At 46.1% G+C, this 19,468-nt stretch carries 17 protein-coding genes and 1 tRNA gene; 4 read left to right on the top strand and 14 right to left on the bottom strand.

What is annotated here, in order from left to right; translation table 11 throughout:
* The first annotated feature begins 127 nt into the window (after positions 1–127).
* A complete protein-coding gene (ktrA, locus tag SB724_RS15985) occupies positions 128–796 on the top strand; it encodes a potassium uptake protein KtrA (protein ID WP_007613331.1) in 669 nt (222 codons plus the stop codon).
* A 33-nt stretch (positions 797–829) separates the two neighbouring features.
* On the opposite strand, the gene SB724_RS15980 is transcribed toward ktrA, so the two are convergent.
* On the bottom strand, positions 830–1,675 hold the full coding sequence (locus tag SB724_RS15980) for a glucosaminidase domain-containing protein (protein WP_014418724.1): 846 nt from the start codon (positions 1,673–1,675) through the stop codon (positions 830–832).
* 141 nt (positions 1,676–1,816) lie between these two features.
* Positions 1,817–2,992 carry an NO-inducible flavohemoprotein gene (gene hmpA / locus SB724_RS15975; protein ID WP_265973212.1) on the bottom strand — a complete coding sequence of 392 codons (1,176 nt, stop codon included), beginning with the start codon at positions 2,990–2,992 and terminating at the stop codon, positions 1,817–1,819.
* Between the two features lie 218 nt (positions 2,993–3,210).
* On the opposite strand from hmpA, the gene SB724_RS15970 reads away from it, so the two are divergent.
* Positions 3,211–3,852, top strand: coding sequence for a cupin domain-containing protein (locus SB724_RS15970; protein WP_044801724.1), 642 nt, complete (start codon positions 3,211–3,213; stop codon positions 3,850–3,852).
* A gap of 66 nt (positions 3,853–3,918) precedes the next feature.
* Here SB724_RS15970 and SB724_RS15965 read toward each other — a convergent pair whose 3' ends face one another.
* The 4 genes from SB724_RS15965 to SB724_RS15950 form a co-directional block, all read right to left on the bottom strand.
* Positions 3,919–4,239: a hypothetical protein gene (locus tag SB724_RS15965; RefSeq protein ID WP_265973211.1), complete on the bottom strand. Its 321-nt coding sequence runs from the start codon at positions 4,237–4,239 to the stop codon at positions 3,919–3,921.
* Between the two features lie 112 nt (positions 4,240–4,351).
* Positions 4,352–4,424 (bottom strand) — tRNA-Ala (locus SB724_RS15960).
* Positions 4,425–4,551: 127 nt separating this feature from the next.
* Positions 4,552–5,382, bottom strand: coding sequence for an undecaprenyl-diphosphate phosphatase (locus SB724_RS15955; RefSeq protein WP_045209168.1), 831 nt, complete (start codon positions 5,380–5,382; stop codon positions 4,552–4,554).
* A gap of 91 nt (positions 5,383–5,473) precedes the next feature.
* Positions 5,474–6,634, bottom strand: a complete 1,161-nt coding sequence (locus SB724_RS15950; RefSeq protein ID WP_007613339.1) for an AI-2E family transporter — start codon at positions 6,632–6,634, stop codon at positions 5,474–5,476.
* 179 nt (positions 6,635–6,813) lie between these two features.
* On the opposite strand from SB724_RS15950, the gene SB724_RS15945 reads away from it, so the two are divergent.
* Positions 6,814–7,800, top strand: a complete 987-nt coding sequence (locus tag SB724_RS15945; protein ID WP_265973181.1) for a Gfo/Idh/MocA family protein — start codon at positions 6,814–6,816, stop codon at positions 7,798–7,800.
* Between the two features lie 31 nt (positions 7,801–7,831).
* Here SB724_RS15945 and SB724_RS15940 read toward each other — a convergent pair whose 3' ends face one another.
* The 5 genes from SB724_RS15940 to SB724_RS15920 all read right to left on the bottom strand — a co-directional run bounded on the left by SB724_RS15940 (position 7,832) and on the right by SB724_RS15920 (position 16,815).
* A complete protein-coding gene (locus SB724_RS15940; RefSeq protein WP_003152143.1) occupies positions 7,832–8,356 on the bottom strand; it encodes a type 1 glutamine amidotransferase domain-containing protein in 525 nt (174 codons plus the stop codon).
* A gap of 65 nt (positions 8,357–8,421) precedes the next feature.
* Positions 8,422–10,428: a methyl-accepting chemotaxis protein gene (locus SB724_RS15935; protein ID WP_410571864.1), complete on the bottom strand. Its 2,007-nt coding sequence runs from the start codon at positions 10,426–10,428 to the stop codon at positions 8,422–8,424.
* 115 nt (positions 10,429–10,543) lie between these two features.
* Positions 10,544–12,529, bottom strand: coding sequence for a methyl-accepting chemotaxis protein (locus tag SB724_RS15930; protein WP_038459619.1), 1,986 nt, complete (start codon positions 12,527–12,529; stop codon positions 10,544–10,546).
* A 127-nt stretch (positions 12,530–12,656) separates the two neighbouring features.
* Positions 12,657–14,645, bottom strand: a complete 1,989-nt coding sequence (locus SB724_RS15925) for a methyl-accepting chemotaxis protein (RefSeq protein WP_410571862.1) — start codon at positions 14,643–14,645, stop codon at positions 12,657–12,659.
* A gap of 184 nt (positions 14,646–14,829) precedes the next feature.
* The gene (locus SB724_RS15920; protein ID WP_032876993.1) at positions 14,830–16,815 is read right to left on the bottom strand and encodes a methyl-accepting chemotaxis protein; all 1,986 of its coding nucleotides are present in this window, start codon (positions 16,813–16,815) and stop codon (positions 14,830–14,832) included.
* Positions 16,816–16,956: 141 nt separating this feature from the next.
* Between SB724_RS15920 and SB724_RS15915 the strand changes: the two genes are divergently transcribed.
* The gene (locus tag SB724_RS15915) at positions 16,957–17,694 is read left to right on the top strand and encodes a protein-glutamine gamma-glutamyltransferase (RefSeq protein WP_007408635.1); all 738 of its coding nucleotides are present in this window, start codon (positions 16,957–16,959) and stop codon (positions 17,692–17,694) included.
* A gap of 17 nt (positions 17,695–17,711) precedes the next feature.
* Here the strand turns inward: SB724_RS15915 and SB724_RS15910 are convergent, their stop codons facing one another.
* The 3 genes from SB724_RS15910 to SB724_RS15900 are packed head-to-tail and all read right to left on the bottom strand — an operon-like array spanning position 17,712 to position 19,435.
* Positions 17,712–17,963 (bottom strand): hypothetical protein, encoded by a 252-nt coding sequence (locus tag SB724_RS15910; protein WP_007408636.1) that lies wholly within the window; start codon positions 17,961–17,963, stop codon positions 17,712–17,714.
* A gap of 25 nt (positions 17,964–17,988) precedes the next feature.
* On the bottom strand, positions 17,989–19,020 hold the full coding sequence (locus tag SB724_RS15905) for a nitronate monooxygenase (protein WP_038459625.1): 1,032 nt from the start codon (positions 19,018–19,020) through the stop codon (positions 17,989–17,991).
* Positions 19,013–19,435 carry a secondary thiamine-phosphate synthase enzyme YjbQ gene (locus SB724_RS15900; protein ID WP_007613358.1) on the bottom strand — a complete coding sequence of 141 codons (423 nt, stop codon included), beginning with the start codon at positions 19,433–19,435 and terminating at the stop codon, positions 19,013–19,015. The genes SB724_RS15905 and SB724_RS15900 overlap by 8 nt, the downstream gene beginning before the upstream one ends.
* Positions 19,436–19,468: the final 33 nt, after the last annotated feature.

Genomic DNA, 19,468 nt, shown 5'->3' with positions numbered 1-19,468 from the left:
CAGCCGGTCTTTTTTTGTGCTGTTTTCTTTCTTCCGGCCCTCGCATTGACAAACCCTTGAAACAGGAGTACATTCTTGTTTGTTGTATTTGGAGTGACGAAAACAGTTTCTTAAGGAGTTATGAGGATTGGGAAAAATCAAAAATAAACAATTTGCCGTCATCGGACTCGGCCGTTTCGGCGGAAGCATCTGTAAAGAGCTTTTTAAAATGGGGCATGAGGTGCTTGCGGTCGATATCAGCGAAGAGCGGGTCAACGCATACTCCTCTTATGCCACGCATGCTGTGCGGGCAAATTCAACGGAAGAAAGCGAGCTTCAGTCGCTCGGCATCAGAAATTTTGAATATGTCATCGTAGCAATCGGCGCCAACATTCAGGCAAGCACGCTGACGACGCTGTTATTGAAGGAGCTGAACATCCCTAATATTTGGGTGAAAGCGCAAAACTATTATCATCACAAAGTGCTTGAAAAGATCGGCGCTGATCGTATTATCCATCCCGAAAAGGATATGGGCGTGCGGATTGCGCAAAGCCTTTCGGATGAAAATGTCTTAAATTACATTGATTTGTCAGATGAATACAGCATTGTGGAGCTTTCAGCCACAAAAAAGCTGCATTTAAAATCCATTCTTGATCTCGGCGTCCGGGCCAGATTCGGCTGCACCATTCTCGCCTTGAAACATAATGGAGACATTCAGCTGTCCCCTTCTCCGGAGACTGTCATTCATGAATGTGACTGTCTTGTGCTGATGGGGCATAAACGTGATATTAAAAGGTTTGAAACTGAAGGAATGTAAAAAAGCCGGCGGGCTGCCGGCTTTTTTTGATGCTTATGTTTCTTCACTTAACTGGACGGCGGTTTGGTCAACCCAGCCGATCAACTCATCTTTCACTTGAATTTGGTACCAGACGGATTCTCCGTTTTGTTTTTCAGATACGACTTTAATATGCTGGCCGGTAAACTTTTGCGCCGATGCCAGTTTTATAGAATGCCGCTCTTTTGACGGCTTCGACCACACGTCTTCAATGGCGTGGTCTTTGATGGCGCCTTTCATATCAACTGCTTTAAGAGAGGCATTGATTTTGTCATATTCATTCAGGTTATAGGTTTCTATGACATCTTTAATTTTTTCAGCATAGCCGGGGTCTGTGGCGTAGCCGGATTTTTGAAGGGCAGCCGCCGCAGTTTTATAATTGTCCGCTTCAATGACAGGCTTATACTTCTTTTTATTCCAAGACGTTCCGTTGACAAATAATTTGGCATGGTCATCCATTGATTCAAAAAACGTGCTGTATTTACGGAATTTTGCCCGAATCGTTTTTCGTTTTCCTTTTTCAAATTCATCCGTTTTCATCGTGACGTGTTTTCCTTTATAATCACCTTTTACACCGAACAGGTTGCGCGCTTTCCCCGCAAGCTCACTGTTCCCCCAGTCCGATTCGAGAATGGCCTGTGCGAGGGTGATGCTCGGAAGGACATGATATTTCTCATATAAAATTTGAGCATGCCCGGAAAGGCTGTCAATAAAGACCTGCTGCTCGTCCACCTCTTCAGGCGGTTTTTCTTCCGTCACTATGAATTTCGAAAACACCATTGATACCAGAAATAATCCGAATATAAGAGATACAGCAAAAAGGCACCCAAGCACCCTTTTGGTCTTTGCTTTCTTTTTCATATCAACCTTCCTTTAATTCCGGAATCACTAGATTTATAATTTTACTGGTCATTGATGAAAATTTCAATAAAATAGGGAAAAAGACGGAGAAAGAACACATTGTGCAAATAAAAAAGACTCCTCTTTGAGGAGTCTTTTTTGTTATGCCATGCTCAGCTGAGGGCCGAACAATTCATATTGAACGGAATCAGAGTCAAACCCGAGTGCAAGAATCATGTCTTTCATTTGCGTCATAAACTGCGCTGATCCGCACAAGTAAAATTCAGCATCTTGATTCAGATGAAGCTGCTCCAGGAAGGTTTGATCAATCCGGCCGCTGTAAAAAGGCTTGTCTCCTGAGCGGTCTTGTTCTGCCGGTTCACTGTATACATAAATGACGTTAATATCCGGATGATTCTCCGCAGCTTGTTCAGCCTCTTTGCGGAACGCGGCGTATTCTCCGTTTTTCGCGGCATGAATAAAAGTAACGGAACGCTCCGGCTGTTTTTCGGCGGCTGTTTTCAGCATGCTCATCATCGGCGTGATTCCGGAGCCGGCACTGATAAGAACAACCGGTTTTTCGGAAGAAGACAGCTTGAAATCCCCGGCGGGTGCGCTGACTTCAAGTTTATCTCCCTCTTGAACTTCATTGTGGAGATGAGAAGAAACCGCTCCGTCCTTTTTCACAGAAATCCGATATGCCCCTTTTTGAGAAGCATCAGACAGGCTGTATTGGCGAATGTGCGTATAAGGAGAATCCGCAATCCGCACTTTAATGCTGATATATTGTCCCGCTTCAAATCCAGGAAGCGAAGAACCGTCACTCGGTTTGATATAAAATGATGTAATATCTTTGCTTTCTTTCGTTTTCTGTATAACCGTAAATTCTTTATACCCCTGCCATCCGGCTTCATTGTACATGTCTTTTTCAATGCCGATGAAAGCCTCAGCAATAACACCGTAGGCTTTTTCCCATGCCTGCATAATCTCAGAAGTTGCGGCATCCTGCAGCACATCCTTAATTGCCAGAAGCAGATACTTTCCGACAATCGGATAATGTTCCGGTTTTACACCGATGCTTGTGTGTTTATGGCCGATCTGTCTGACCGCCGGAATGATTTGTTCTAATTGATCAATATTCGCCGCAGCCGCAATGACTGCATTTGCCAATGCTGCGCGCTGAGTCTGTTTCTTTTGGTTCGTTTGGTTAAACATATTTAACAGTTCGGGATGATCTTGAAACATCAGGTTATAAAAGCGTCCGGTGATGTTTTCTCCATGTGTTTTCAATACGGGTACTGTGCTTTTGATGATGTCTATTGTTCTCTCATCCAGCATGTTAATCCTCAACCCTTCTAAAGATGTATTTTCAATATATCTTTATAGTAAGAGATATTTCGAATAAAAGATATATTGAAAATGAATCTTTAAAAAAGTCGTCACAATATTGTATTGGATTTGGAATTTATGGATTTCACCTCCTTTTTTTATCACCCGGTGAAACAGGGACACATATATTTGGGAATATACGTTTAAAGATGAAAGCGGGGGAGTGCATGGTTTCCGATATCGATTACACGTCTCCGAATACACAGTTCACTTATAATGTGAATGAGAGCCGTTTTTTTACGAAAGATGCTCGAAACTTTATCAATGTATTGGGGATTAAACAGTTAAACACGCTTGAAAATATTTCATTATTAGATATCTTTCTGAGCAAAACAAATGTGATTGAACCGCATACCCATCAAAACGCCGCTGAATTGGTGTACTGTATTTCGGGTTCCGCGGTGGTGTCGATGCTGAATCCGTTCACCCAGAAAATACGGAATTATCCGATCTCTTCAGGACAAGTGGCGAATGTTCCGCAGGGGTGGTGGCATTATGAAGTCGCCACTTCAGACAAAACCCACCTTTTGGCCATATTTGACGCCCCTTCGCCTGAAGTGATATACGGCTCGGATATTCTCCGTCTGACGCCGCCTGAGATCATGGCGCATACGTACTGTCTGAATGAGCATGAGTGGGAAAAAGCCGTTTCACCGATCCGGCAATCAACTGTGATAGGTCCCGATAAATACTGCGGTCAGACTGAAAACACGGGTATTCATGATATGAATAAGCCTTATCAGCCAAATACGCATTATCCGAATGATCCGTATCGGCATTATGATACGCCGTTATATTGGGGATATTAAACGGAGAGCCAGAGCGGCATTCAGCTCGACAGAAAGAGCCCCTCATTGGAGAGGGGCTCTTAATCATTACGGTCCGGTTCCGCAGCTTACTTTGTACCCGCCTTCGGACGATTTTTTTGAATAACATACGTGCGGCGTCTGTCCGGTTTCATCTTTCCAATTGAACCAATTTACATAATAAAGGTTCCCGGCCTCTCCGCCGCCTTCTTCTTTTTGAAGAATCGCAAAGTAGCTTTGATACGGATATCCTTTTTTATAAATGTCATGCCTGATGGCTCCTTTTTCTGAAGCAGACGTGAAGATGACAGGAGAAAGAGGCGGAAGCGCTGTCAAAAAAAGCGCCAGTGCAGCTGACAGAGATAATATAAGATAGATTTTCTTTTTCATTTTCTCTCTTTCCTTTATTTTCAATTGTTAGAAATGAAGCAGAATATAGAGGCTGCCGCAGAAGATGAAAAAACAAAAAAACCCTTATTTATAGAATAAGGGTTTAAAGGTATGGAGCCAAGGGGGCTCGAACCCCTGACCTCTACGCTGCCAGCGTAGCGCTCTCCCAGCTGAGCTATGGCCCCGTGCTGTAACGTCATGTTTTATTATAGACGAGTCTTCTTTGAATTTCAAGCAGAAAATTCAGTTTGCTCATATTTTACTGAGACGTTTTTCGAACATAAAAAGAAGACCCTCCGGGGGCCTCTTCGTTTATCTGACGAGCATGATTAAAATGATGCCGAGGATGACACGGTAAATGGCGAACGGGACAAGCTTAATCCGGTTAATAAGCCGAAGAAAAAACTTGACGACTAAGAGGGCGACGACAAAGGCGCAGATAAAGCCGACAAGAAAAAACGGAATCATGTCATAAGAAAGACTGCTCCAGTATTTCACCAGCTTCAGAAGGCTTGCGCCCGCCATAATCGGAATAGCCATAATAAATGTGAAGTCTGCGGCTGCCCGGTGATTCAAGCCGACAATGACACCTCCGGCAATCGTTGAGCCTGAGCGGGAAAATCCGGGCCATAAGGCGAGACACTGGAATAATCCGACACAGAAAGCCTGTTTGTAGGTGATTCTGTCCACCGTATCGATCGTTTCTTTCCTTTTATTGATCCAGTCCGCTACAAGCATAAGCACGGCTCCGGCAATTAATCCGTAAGCGACCGTTCTGACGGAGAATAAATAGCGGTCAATGAAATCCTCAAATAAAAAGCCGAGCACCGCTGCCGGAACAAGACCGACGGCGATTTGCGCGATGGTCAGCCTGTATCCCTTCTGCTGATCGCGCGTGACGTTTTTTTTGAGGCCGAGTAAATGTAATATCCGATCCTTAAACACAATGGCCACCGCCAGAATCGAACCGAGCTGAATCACCACTTTGAAGGAGTTGGCGGCTTCCGGATTCATCAGGCTTCCGGATTTCAGCCAGATGTCATCCGCTATGATCATATGTCCCGTGGAAGAAACCGGCGCGTACTCCGTCAGCCCTTCCACGATTCCCAAAACGGCTGCTGTGAACATCTCCCATAGTGTCATCCCATTCTTCCCTTCATTCATCATTTACAAAAGAGAAGCTCTCCCCTGAAGGAAAGCCTGTCTTATAATAAATATCATGTCCGTTCCGATTTTATGACTTCGATACAGCATCATTTTTTTCTTCTTCATATAAATGCGAACGCATTTTGAACCAATCAAACAGATGGGTCGTGACCACTTTGATGACCGCATACCCCGGGATGGCTAAAATAATGCCGACAACCCCGAACAGCTTTCCGGCGGTTAAAAGAACAAAGATGATGGTAATCGGGTGAATGTGAAGATTTTTCCCCATGATCTGCGGAGAAATTAATTTCCCTTCCACGAGCTGGACAACGGTCCAGACAATCGCAAGCTTCAGCAGCATAAGGGGCGAAGTGACCAACGCGATAATAATCGCCGGCGTGATGGCAATGGTCGGCCCTAAATACGGAACAACGCTCGTACAAGCGGCAATGACCGCAAGCAGGGAAGCATAATCAAGTCCGATAATCAGATAGCCGATAAATAATAAAAACCCGATGCAGAAGCTGACGATGACCTGTCCTCTGATATAGGAGCTTAATCTGTGGTTCATTTCACTAAGCATCGTATACGTTTGTTCTTTCAGACGGGTGGGCACAAACTTTAAGATATAGATTGGCAGTTTTTTGCCGTCTTTCAGCAAATAGAACAGAATAAACGGCACGGTCACAATTGAAATAATTACTTCCGTCAGCGCGCCGATAAAATTCCCGACCCCGGTAAATGTGCTGTTTGCAATTGTCGCCGCCTGCGCCGATACTTTATTAGCAAGATCGGAAATGTTGATATTCATCGTCTTTTGCGCCTGATTTACAAAATCGCTTCCGATCAGGCTTTTCGTCTGATCTTCAACAATATCCACATATTTCGGCAGATTGTCGATCAGGCTCATGATCTGTTCCTTTAAAAACGGAATAATTGAAACGACCGTAATCGTAATCAGCCCTATAATAATGAGGTAAAGGAGCAGGATGGAATAGACTCTTTTCACTCTTATTTTTTCCAATATATCTACGATCGGATTAAGCAGATAATAAACGATTCCTGTCAAAATGACGGGGAGCGCAATCGTTTTGAGCAGGACGATAATGGGTGTGAAAATAAATGATGTCTTCATAAAGACAAGGATATTGAGACCGATGAGCAGCAATACAAGCAAAAACAAGACAAATTTATTGTCTAAGAAAAACTGTTTAAATCTGCCGCCCCATGTTTGCAATGTTTCCACTATTGTTCCTCCATCATATGTATTTTACTTAAATTGTACACTATCGTTCCTGTAATGAAAAATAATAACCGGTCTCTATGGGAATTTTTCCTATCTCTTTAGCTGCCAGCCTTTTTTCCATTTATGTTTCTCAGAAAAAAAGCTATAATGTAAGCCAATACATAGAAGGAGCGATAGCAATGATTCGATTTGCAGCAGTCGGAACGAATTGGATTACAGAACGATTTCTGGAGGCAGCTTCTGCTATTGATGATTTTCAATTAACGGCGGTTTATTCCAGAACTGAGGAACGTGCGGCGGAATTCGCCGGCAAACACGGCGCTTCTCATTATTTCACCAGCCTGAAAGAAATGGCGGAAAGCGAAGCCTATGACGCGGTGTATCTCGCCAGCCCGAATGCATTTCACAAAGAGCAGGCGGTCCTTTTTATGGAACACGGCAAGCATGTACTGTGCGAAAAACCGTTTGCGTCTAACGCAAGGGAAACGGATGAAATGATTCACGCAGCCAAAACGAACGGCGTTCTCTTGATGGAAGCCATGAAAACAACGTTCCTGCCGAACTTCAGCATGCTTCAAAACCACTTACATAAAATCGGACCCGTCAGGAGATTCACGGCAAGCTACTGCCAATATTCATCACGATATGATGCATATAAGAACGGTACGGTGCTAAACGCGTTTAAGCCTGAATTATCGAACGGTTCGTTAATGGACATCGGCGTGTACTGCATTTATCCGGCCGTCGTCCTGTTCGGCAAACCGAAAAACGTCATTGCGACCGGTCATAAACTAGCATCCGGCGTTGACGGCGAAGGCACGGTCATTCTGTCATACGACGGATTTGAAGCGGTGCTGATGCATTCGAAAATCTCAAATTCGTTTGCCCCGGCGGAAATTCAGGGTGAGGACGGCACGATCGTGCTGGACAGCATTCACGGACCGGAACGGGCGGAAATCCGCTATCGTGACGGCCGGACGGAAGACATTTCAGTCCCTGATCTGAAACCGTCGATGTACTACGAAACGGCTGAATTCATCAATCTTCTTCGAAACGGACAGCGGGAGTCTTCCGAAAATACATTTGAACGTTCTTTCATTACGGCAAGCATTATGGAAGAAGCGAGAAAACAAATCGGAATTGTCTTTCCCGCCGATCAAAACTAAAAACATCCGCCCGGATTCGGGCGGATGTTTTTTATTTGGACGCTAACAGGTCAGCAAACGCTTTTGCATACTGCGGAAGGTCGGGCGGGCGACGGCTTGATACAATGTGGCCGTCAGTTACGACTGCTTCATCCAGCCACTGTGCCCCTGCATTTGTCATGTCGTCTTTGATGCCGGGCGTGCTCGTTACTTTTTTTCCTGCGAGAATTCCGGCAGATATGAGCACCCAGCCCGCATGACAGATCTGGCCGATCGGCTTTTTCTGCTCGTTCATCGTACGGATGATGTCCAAAACTTCGGGATATCTTCGCAGTTTGTCAGGAGCCCAGCCGCCAGGCACGAGCACGGCGTCATACTCCTGAATAATCAGGCTCTTAAAATCGTAATCCGCCGTCGCGGGCACGCCGTATTTTCCTTTGTATGAACGGCCCGCTTCTTCTCCTATTAAATGAACGATCGCGCCTTCCTCTCTCAGACGGTAGACGGGATACCAAAGCTCTAAGTCTTCAAAATCGTCACTGACAAGCGCTATGACTTTTTTGCCTTCTAATCTCATCACTGCCACTCCCTTCTTTTATACTAGTGTATCGCTTTTTTCAGATGAGGAAAAGAAACAGCTCGCTACAGCTGTTCTTCGTCTTCAGACTGAATCGTAAATTTCCGTGTGACCTGCTGCAGTTCTTCAGCCATATGCGCAAGCGTTTCGGCGGATGAACTGATTTCTTCCATGGAGGCCAGCTGCTCTTCAGCTGAGGCGGCGATGTCTTGAATGCCGGCGGACCCTTCTTTGGCGACTGAGGTAATGTCCTCCACCGCGTTTGTCACATTTTGTGACCCGGCTGCAAGCTTCTCAAGCGTTCCGTTCATATGCTGCAAGGCGCCTGAAATCTGAGTCGTCATTTCTGAGATTTTTTTGAAGCTTTCGGCCGTTTGATCCGTAATATCGAGGCCTTCCTTCACATCTTGATTCACCGCTTGGAATACGGAAAGCGATGTGGCGATTTCTTTGACGATTTCCTGAATCAGCGTTTCGATTTCCTTCGCGGAGCCGGCTGATTGTACGGCAAGCTTCCTCACTTCTTCCGCAACGACGGAGAAGCCCCGCCCGTATTCGCCTGCTCTGGCCGCTTCAATGGCAGCGTTTAAGGCAAGCAGATTTGTTTGATCGGCAATGCCGTTAATGACGTTGAGAATGCTCTTAATGTCGTGCGACTTCGTTTCCAGCCCTTTTACGACCGCTTCCGCCTGCTGTACGGAACGATCAATTGTTTTCATCTGGCCTACCGTTTTCGCCACTAATTCTTCTCCGCTTCCGGCCGTTTCAGAGGTTTGGATGGCGGATTCAGTGATTTCCGCCGATACATTCGCCGTCTCGGCAATGCCGGCATTCATTTGGGAAAGATGATCAGCACTTTCTTCTAATTTCTCACTTTGTGATTCGTTTCCGTTTGAGAATTGTTCAATCGCCAGTGTAATATGCTCTGTCGCCTTGCTTGTCTGTCCGGCGGATGCCGTCAGCTCTTCGGATGAAGAAGCGACATGTTCGACGGATGATTGGATGACGCCGATGACAGACCGGAGTGAGGCCGACATCTCATTGAAGCTTTGGCTGAGCTGCCCGAATTCATTTTTTGACTTGATATCAATGACTTCCGTTAAATCGCCGTCACTGATTTTAGCTGATGTCGAAACAAGTTTTTTGAGCGGTTTTGCAATCGAGCGAATGATAAAAAAGATTAAAATACCGCCGACGATAAGAGAAACCGCCAGGATGATCAGCGCCATTTTCATGACAGGCGAGGCTGCGTCATGGATCTCACTGACAAAAAATGTGCCGGCGATTTTCCAGCCCGTCAGTTTGTTTGTCGTGAAGGCCATTTTCTTCTGCTGTCCTTCAAACATGTATTCAAACGATCCGCTTGATTTGGAAAACACTTCTTTCGTCCACTCTCCGGAGCCTTCCGTTCCCGCTTTTATAGTCGGATGGGCGATGTATTTTTTATCTCCCGTTGTAATGAAGGCAAATCCTTTATGACCGATCTGGACGCGTTCGGAAGCGTTCAGCAGGTCGCCCAGATTAATATCAAGCGCCACAACGCCTGATCCGTCTTTTGTCTGCTGGGCAATCGTAACGACCGTCTGTCCGGTTGCAGCGTCTTTATAAGGCTCGGTAAACACCGGCTGTCCGCTTTTTTCAACCGCTTTGGTATACCACTCGCGCGTGAGCGGATTATAATCGGACGGCATGTCAACGGACGGATATTTCACGAACGCTTTGTCGCGAGACGCGGCGTAAATTGACGTAACATCGTCATTTACGGTGACATACTGCTTCATATTTTCAAGCAGTGCGGATTTATTTTTCGTATTCAATTTTTCCTTAGTGATTGATTCGCTGTAGTAGTCAATCGCTTTCAGCTTGCCTTCGAGCATGTTTTCCAGCACGCTGTTCAGTTCGCTGACATTTCCCTGGGCGCTGTGGGTCAGTTCGCTTTCTAATGTACTCCCCGCCGTTTGGTAGCTGAAGTAGGCGAGTATGCCGACCGGAAGAACCAATACGGCTAAAAATGCCGCGATCAGCGGCTTGCTGATGGATGGCTGTTTGATCCAATGTATCAGTTGTTTCATTTTTTCAGTCTCCTTCTTTGAAAAGCTAAATCTAATATCGTCAGATAGGACAAAAGATTTATTAAAAAAACTAAAAAAAACACCCAAACAGCACATTTGGGTGTTCTATGACCTATTAATCTATTTTAAATCGTTTCGTCATATCACGTAATTCTTCCGCCATTTGGGATAACGTTTCCGAAGACGAACTGATTTCTTCCATTGAAGCCAGCTGTTCTTCGGCGGAGGCCGCGATATCCTGAATGCTGGCGGAGCTTTCTTTTGCGATGGACGCGATTTGCTCAGAAGCTCCTGAAATCTGCTGAGATCCTGCTGTCAGCTGTTCTACCGTCGCATTCATATTTTGAATTTCTCCGGCGATCTGGTTCGTCATTTCAGAAATCCGTTTGAAGCTCGTTTCGGTCTGATTCGTAATATCCAGTCCGCTCTCCACCTCTTTGTTGACGGATTGGAACATGCCGAGAGATGTATTGATTTCGTTGACGATTTCTATAATTAAGCTTTCGATTTCTTTCGCTGAATCGGCAGACTGGACCGCAAGTTTTCTGACCTCTTCGGCGACGACTGAGAAGCCCCGGCCGTATTCACCCGCACGCGCGGCTTCAATTGCCGCGTTCAGCGCAAGAAGGTTTGTCTGATCAGCGATTCCGTTAATGACACGGAGAATGTTTGTAATGTCTTTTGATTTTGTTTCAAGTCCGCGCACCACTTGTTCAGCTTCTTTCACTGACCGGTCAATGACGTTCATTTGGCCGACCGTCTGGTGGACGAGCTTTCCGCCTGAATTGGCGACTTCCGCTGATGTGGCGGAGGATTCGGTAATAACGGCAGATGCTTTCGCCATATCTTTAAGCCCGCTGTTCATTTGGTAAATATGTTCCGCCGCGCTTTCAATATTTTCACTTTGGCTTTCATTTCCGTTAGAAAATTGTTCGATCGCCAGTGTGATATGTTCGGTTGCCTTGCTTGTCTGCTCCGCTGAAGCCGTCAGCTCCTCTGAGGAAGATGCGACGTTATTCACGGAATCCTGGATGGCATGGATGAGAGACCTGAGAGAAGCGGCCATATTGTTAAAGCTTTTGCCAAGCTCACCTAATTCATCTTTTGACTGAATCTCGATCGTTTCTGTTAAATCGCCTTCACTGATCTGTTTCGATGATGTCACAAGCTGCTTGAGCGGTTTTGTGATTGAACGGATAATCAGTACCATGACGATGGTTCCGATCACAATCGCTAATACGAGAACGAGCAGGGACAGATGAAGGATCGGCAGGGCCGCTTCATGAATTTCGTCCAGATACATCGTTCCGGTAATCTTCCAGCCTGTCAGCCCGTTTGTATCATAAGCCATTTTCTTTTCCTGGCCGTCGTATTTGTATTGAAAATCACCTTTTTTGCTGGTGAACAGCTGTTCAGCCCACTCCCCGTTTAATACTGTGCCTGATGTGCGGTTCGGGTGGGCGACCACTTTTTTGTCTTTCGTCAGGATAAAAGCGTAGCCGGATTTTCCGATGTTCACTTTCTTCGTCGTTTTCAGAAGCTCATCGATTTTCATATTGATGGCGACGACTCCTGAGCCGTCTTTCGTCTGCTGAACGACCGTCACGACCATCGTATTGGTGGAAGCCGTGCGGTAAGGATCTGTTACAACAACTTTCCCCTTATTTTCCACGGCCTTTTTATACCAGTCTCTTTCAATCGGATTATATCCTTTAGGCATCTGCAGATCCGGATACCGTGTGAAATGTCCTTCCGTGTCACTCGTATAGATGGATTCCACGTCTTTATTGATCTTCATGTACTCTGTGAATTTATCGGTAATTTGCGATTGGTTTTTCGGCTTGTACCGATCCTTTGTGAGCCAATCGCTGAAATATGCCGTTCCGTCTTCCTTTTGGCTGATGCTTGTGTTGATCATATCGTTAATCTGCTGCACATTATCTAGTGCGCTTCCCATCATCTGCCTGTCAAGCGTGCTTACCGCCGATTGATAGGCGATAAAAGCCAGCGTTGAAATAGGAAGAATGAGAATGGCCAAAAAAGAAATGAGCAGTTTTCTTGTAAGTGATCTCTGCTTGATGATTTGCACAATTTTTTTCATCTGCTATATCTCCTCTTGCGTGTTTACCCTTCATATCGGCAATTATGGGTAAATATACACATCCAAAAAGAAGAAATATAACGAAACATACTTTTTACCTATTGTTAAATTAGTCTTTTAGACTTAATTAAGAGTTTATCTTAAAACGCTTTGTCAGTTCGCGTAATTCTTCCGCCATTTTTTCCAGCGTGACGGCGGAGGAACTGATCTCCTCCATGGACGCAAGCTGCTCTTCAGCTGAAGCCGCGATGTCCTGAATGCCGGCCGCGCTTTGTCTGGAGACGGCCGCGATATCCTCTGAAGCGTTTGATACTTCCTGAGATCCGGCAGAAAGCTGTTCCACGGTTGCATTCATATTTTGCAGTTCACCGGCAATCTGATTTGTTTTAACGGAAATGTCCCGGAAGCTTTTTTCCGTTTCGTCCGTTAACTGAAGTCCGCTTTTCACCTCGTGATTGACGGATTCCAGCATTCCGAGCGAAGTATGAATTTCTTTGACGATTTCATGAATTAAGGATTCGATTTCTTTCGCTGAATCGGCAGATTGGACGGCAAGCTTTCTCACTTCTTCCGCAACGACTGAAAAACCGCGTCCGTATTCTCCCGCTCTTGCCGCTTCAATGGCTGCATTTAAAGCAAGGAGATTCGTTTGATCGGCAATGCCGTTAATGACGCGCAAAATGCTGGTGATGTCCTGCGATTTGAGTTCAAGCCCTTGTACGACTTGCTCCGCTTTACTTACGGATTGGTCAATGGCGCCCATCTGGCCGGCTGTTTTCTTGACAAGCCGCTCACCGGCGCCGGATATCTCCGCCGATTCAATTGACGTTTCCGTCACCACGGCTGCCGCTTCCGCCAGATCGCTGAGCCCGTCTTTCATCTCATTCACTTGGGCTGTCGCTTTATCAATACTCTCACTTTGGTCTTCCGTTCCATTAGAAAACTGTTCAATCGCAAGGGTGATATGTTCCGTTGCTTTGCTCGTCTGCTCAGCCGAAGCCGTCAGCTCCTCTGAGGAAGAAGCGACATGTTCAACAGAGTCCTGAATTCCCTGAATAAGCGAACGGAGTGAATCTGTCATATGATTAAAACTTTTACCGAGCACGCCCAGCTCATCTTTAGAGCTGACATCAATGGTTTCCGTCAGATCTCCGCTGCTGATTTTTTCCGCTGAAGCTACGAGACGTTTTAACGGTTTGGTAATTGAGCGGATGACAAAATAAATGAAAATCATTCCTGCGGCAATGGCTATCGCCAATATGATAACGGCCAGAGTCAGAACCGGTCTTGCCGCATCCTTGATTTCATCCACGGACATGGTTCCGCTGATCTTCCAGCCCGTCGCTTCATTGGTCACGTACGCCATTTTTTTCGCTTTCCCGTTCAGCGTATATTCATAGTCGCCTTTTTGCCCGCTGTATAATGTATCAACCCATTTTCCCGATACCGCCGAGCCGGCTTTTTCATCACTGTAGGCAACGGCTTTTTTATTATTGCTGAGGATAAAGGCATATCCTTCTTTTCCGATGTTCACTTCTTTTGTCATCGTGATGAGATCGTCGATTTTTATATCAATGGCGACGACGCCTGATCCGTCTTGCGCCGCGCGGGCCATAGTGACGACCATCTTTTTGTTTGAGATGGACTCATAAGGGTCTGTGATGATGGTTTGGCCTTTATTCTCCATGGCTTCCTGATACCAGCTTCTTTCAAGCGGGTTGAAATCGGCCGGCATATCGGCATGCGGATAACGGGTAAACGTTCCTTCCTTGCTGCTTGAAAATACGGCGGACGCTTTATCATTGCTTTCAATAAACTGCTTGAACCTTTCTTGCATTTCCGTTTGGTTTTTTTCTTTAAATTTGGCGCTTGTCGCCCATTCGCTGAAATATGCTGAGCTTTTTGTAAACATTCCGATCCGGTCATCAATCATATTGTTTAAGATTTGCACATTTCCTTCGGCGCTTTCCATCATTTGCTTTTCAACGGATGAAGCCGCCGAACGGTAGGCGCCGGCAGCCAATACTGCTACCGGAATAATTAAGATCAGTAAAAATGAAATGATAAGTTTTTTTGCTATTGATTTTCTGGCGATTTTTTTTGCTGTTTTTTTCAATTTTGTAAACCTCTTTCAATCATTTACTGTTTATATCGGCCGACTCCCTTTTTATTACATTGAAAATTAAGTCATAAATGAAAAATAGTTCTATGTACTCCCTTTGTATGCAAGACTTTTTATTTAATTATCCGGATGTCACTATAAAAAAAGACGCCTTCCATCCGGAAAGCGTCCTTTTTTACTAGTTGATTTTAAATTGTTTCGTTAATTCCCGCAGTTCTTCGGCCATTTGCGCCAAAGTATCGGCGGATGTGCTGATTTCTTCCATTGATGCAAGCTGTTCTTCTGCGGATGCGGCAATATCCTGAATGCTTGCTGCGCTTTCCCGCGATACGTCCGCAATATCGGTCACCGCGGCTGAAACGTGCTGAGAGCTGTCTGACAGCTGTTCAACCGTGCCGTTCATCGATTGAAGCTTCTCGGCAATATCGTTTGTCATGCCGAAGATATTCTGGAAGCTTTCTTTCGTGCGGTCCGTTACGGCAAGTCCGGATTGAACTTCTTCATTAACGGAGGTGAACATGTGAAGCGATGTATTAATCTCAGCCGTGATTTCCTGAATGAGTTTTTCAATCTCTTTGGCAGACCCGGCGGATTGGACGGCAAGCTTGCGCACTTCTTCCGCGACCACTGAGAAGCCCCGCCCGTATTCACCGGCTCTTGCCGCTTCAATGGCTGCATTTAACGCAAGCAGGTTTGTCTGATCGGCAATACCGTTGATGACTCTTAAAATATGAGTGATGTCTTTTGATTTGGCCTCAAGGCCTTTTACAACCGCTTCCGCCTGCTGGACCGATTGATTGATGAGATTCATCTGCCCGACTGTTTGCTGCACATATTCTTCCCCGGTGCCGGCAGCTTCCTTCGATTGTTTAGATGCTTCCGTAATGGATGATGATGTGCGGGAAACGGCGGCGAGTCCGTCATTTATATGATTCAGCTTGGCTGAGCTTGAATCGACTTTTTCGCTTTGCTCTTCGTTTCCGTTTGAAAACTGCTCAATCGCCATTGTAATATGTTCCGTCGCTTTGCTTGTCTGCGAAGCTGAAGCGGTCAGCTCTTCCGATGACGCGGCCACGTTGTCGACAGAGTTTTGGATCGCGCTGATCAGTCCGCGCAGAGATTCTCCCATTTCATTAAAGCTCGCGCCGAGTTCGCCCAATTCATCTTTCGAGCGGATATCAATGGTTTCAGTCAAGTCTCCGCCGCTGATTTGTTTAGAAGAGCGGACAAGCCGTTTCAGCGGTGACGTAATGGATCTGACAATGAACAGAATTAAAATTCCCCCGATGATAATGGATGCTGCAAGGACGATCATTCCCATCGTCAGCACCGGTTGTGAGGCGTCTTTAATTTCGTTGAGCTCCATGCTCCCCTCTATTTTCCATCCGGTCAGTTTATTTGTCGTAAACGCCATTTTTTTATTTTGATCATCGAGCTTGTATGAAATAATGCCGCTGTCTTTGCTGTATACCTCATTCAGCCACGGGGTTGAAACTTTATCGCCCGGTTTGTGGTCTTTATGCGCGACATAGGTTTTATTTTTGGACGTGATAAACACGAAGCCTTTTTGTCCGATTTTGATTCCCTGCATCTGCTTCAGCAGCTGGTCAATCGTAATATCCATGGCCACTACGCCTGTTCCGTCCTGCATCTGCTTTGCCACGGTGACGACCATGCTGCCGTCGCTTGCCGCGGTGTAAGGGTCGGTGACAACGAGCGTGCCGCCAGCCTTCACAGCGTCTTTATACCAAGTGCGTGTTCTCGGATCGTAATCGGCCGGAGTATTCTCCTTCGGCGCCTGTGCATAGCTGCCGTCTTCCGTTCCTCCGTAAATGCGGGCTACGTCCTTATGAATAGACGTGTATTGCCCGAACTTTTCTTCAAGAGCAGACATGTTTTTCTTTGAGAAGGATGACCCTTTTAACGTTTCACTGAAAAATTCAATCGCCTTTGCTTTTGCGCCGATATCATTTGTAATCGTTGTGTTAAAAGATTCGATGTTATTTTTCGCGTTGCCTGAAATCTGATCATCCAGCGAATTGCTCGCCGTATGGTATGAACTGAATTCTAACACGAGAATCGGTATGATTAAGATCACGATAAATGAAATGATTAATTTACGTGAAATCGATGCCTTTGTGCACCAATTGATGAATTTTTTCATATTAAGCTGCTCCCTCAAGTGTGATACCTTATATATCGGCTCAGTCTTCACATTTTGTTAACATTTCCTCCTTTTTTATGACTTGATTTTCATTGCCCAAGCTTCCTGCATATCTTATAAAAAAAGATAGGGGGCGCGCAGATGATTATCATATCCGGCCAAGTGCTTCGGCCTCAGGACATCGCGAACTGGCAGACGGAAGAAAGCCTTGTTCCATATATAAATGAACTGCTCAATTCTCCCGTACAATTCGATTACGGGTCGATTGCTGAACTGATGTTCGAGGTGCGGCTGCGCCGCCATATTGTGGAAGCCGCAAGAGAACTGCACGGATCAGGTGTGAAATTTGCAACTTTCGCCAAAACATACGGAAATACGGCTTATTGGAGAGTGACGCCGGAAGGAGCCTTGGAGCTGAAGTACAGAATCCCCGCTTCAAAAGCGATTCGGGACATTATTGAAAACGGGGCGTTTTACGCATTTGAATGCGCTACCGCCATTGTTGTGATTTATTATCTGGCCGTCTTAAAGACAATCGGTGAAGAACGGTTTAACCGGCGTTTCCGGGATATCACTTTGTATGACTGGCACTATGAGCATCTGCCGATCTACACGGAAACCGGCAGTCACTTTTTACGGGGAGATTGTTTATATTTTAAAAATCCTGATTTTAATCCTGCAAAGGCTCAGTGGCGGGGAGAGAATGTCATTGTGATGGGGAATGATCAATATTTCGCCCACGGTCTCGGGATTCTGACCGCTGAACAAATCATCCAGAGATTGAATTCTTTAAGAAAAAAAAATGCCGTGCAGCCGGCTTATCTGCTTAACCAGGCAACAAGGCTTGATGCACCCGCGCTTTATCAGATCATGCATTAAAACAATCCCATCGTCTGTCATTGTGACGATGGGATGCGGAATGCTTTTCTTTTCCGGTAAAAAGCCGTCGTGCCGAGCGCTTGGTTTGCAGCCCATTCAAACTTCTCTAAATCATGTCGGGTGACAGCTCTGTCCCGTCGGCTCCATTTAATGGCGCGGACAAAGTAATACCCTTTAATCGGCGCCATGGTGACTTTAGAATGCGGAAAATCTTCAAAGACAAACTCAATAGTCCCTCTTTTTTTATAGGACATTTGAAGAATCTTCATCATCCATCACCTCACGATTTCTGGATTATGATTCGCACAATCTGTCCAAAACGGTTTTCACGTCTGTCGGCCCTTCAAGTTTCGCGGCGGACTGGCCGGCCCATAAAGACATATACTCCGCGTCTCCTGATTGAGCCGCGTGCCCGCGCATCGGCTTTGTCAGCGTATTATGCAGCGGATAAGGCAGTGTATTTCCCTCGTCAGCTTCATATGTTTTCATGAACTGATTCACGATTCCCCGCGCCTGTTTTCCCGAAAACAGGGTGGTCAGCCGCGTGTCGGCTCCTTTTGATTCGGCAATGGCTTTTTGATATGCCGGTGAGGCGCTGCTTTCTTCACAAAGGAGAAACGGTGTTCCTACTTGAACGCCGTCCGCACCCAAACATCGGGCCGCCTGCACGCCGCGGCGGTCAAAAATGCCGCCTGCCGCAATCACCGGGATATTCAGCGCGTCTTTAGCCTGCGGAATCAGCGCCATAAGGCCGAGAGCCGGTTCTCCTTTAACCGGCAGAAACGACCCGCGATGTCCGCCGGCTTCTATTCCCTGAAGGATAACGGCGTCCATCCCCCGTTCTTCAAAAGCCTTCGCTTCCTCCGGCGTTGTCGCCGTGCCGAAAAGGAAACAACCGCTTTTCTTCAGCTTTTCCGCCGTTTCTTCCGGCGGCAGGCCGAAGGTGAATGAACACGCTTTGACTCCGTAACGGATCAGAAGCTCCGCTTTTTCCTCAAAATCATTCCATTCTTCTTTCAGATCAGAGAACGGCTTGGCGTCTTTTGCCCTCGGAATGCGGGCTTTCCATTTTTCAACCAGTTCCGCCTCAGGCATCTGCCTTTCTTCCGGGACGAAAAGATTTACTTGAAAGGAGCGGTCCGTCAGCTCTTTCATCTCGATAAGCTGTTTTTCAAGCGCTTGCGGGCTGACGTATCCTGAAGCAAGGCTTCCGAGCGCCCCTTCATTTGATACCGCCGAAGCCAGACACGGCGTGACCAGCCCGCCGGCCATCGGCGCCTGAATGACGGGCTTTGTTAATGATAATGCACTCATCCACTCACTCATTTGTGTTTTCCTCCGGTTCAGCCTGTATTTTGATATAACATGTTCTGTTTCGCGGACCGTCAAATTCGCAAAAATAAACGCCCTGCCATGTTCCGAGTATCAGGCGCCCGTCTTCTATGATGACATGCTGGGAGGCGCCGGTTGTACTCGCTTTCATATGTGCCGCCGTATTTCCCTCCATATGCCGGTCCAGTTCGTGCTCCCACGGATACATTTCATCAAACCTTCTGAGCATATCCCTCTTCACATCCGGATCGGCATTTTCATTTATGGTAATGCCGGCGGTTGTATGGGGACAGTATATGAGCGCCAAACCGTTTTTCACGCCTGTTTCGCGGAGAAACGCTTCGGCTTCATGTGTGATGTCGATCATTTCATCCCGTCTGTTTGTTTGAATCTGCAATTTTTTCAGCATATAAATGCCTCCTTTCTTTTTCTCTTCCTTTCC

This window comes from Bacillus sp. SIMBA_031 (genome assembly GCF_046535225.1).
Lineage (GTDB): Bacteria > Bacillota > Bacilli > Bacillales > Bacillaceae > Bacillus > Bacillus velezensis.
Note: the sequence above shows the minus strand (reverse complement) of the source record. Positions and strands in the feature narration are given on the sequence as shown.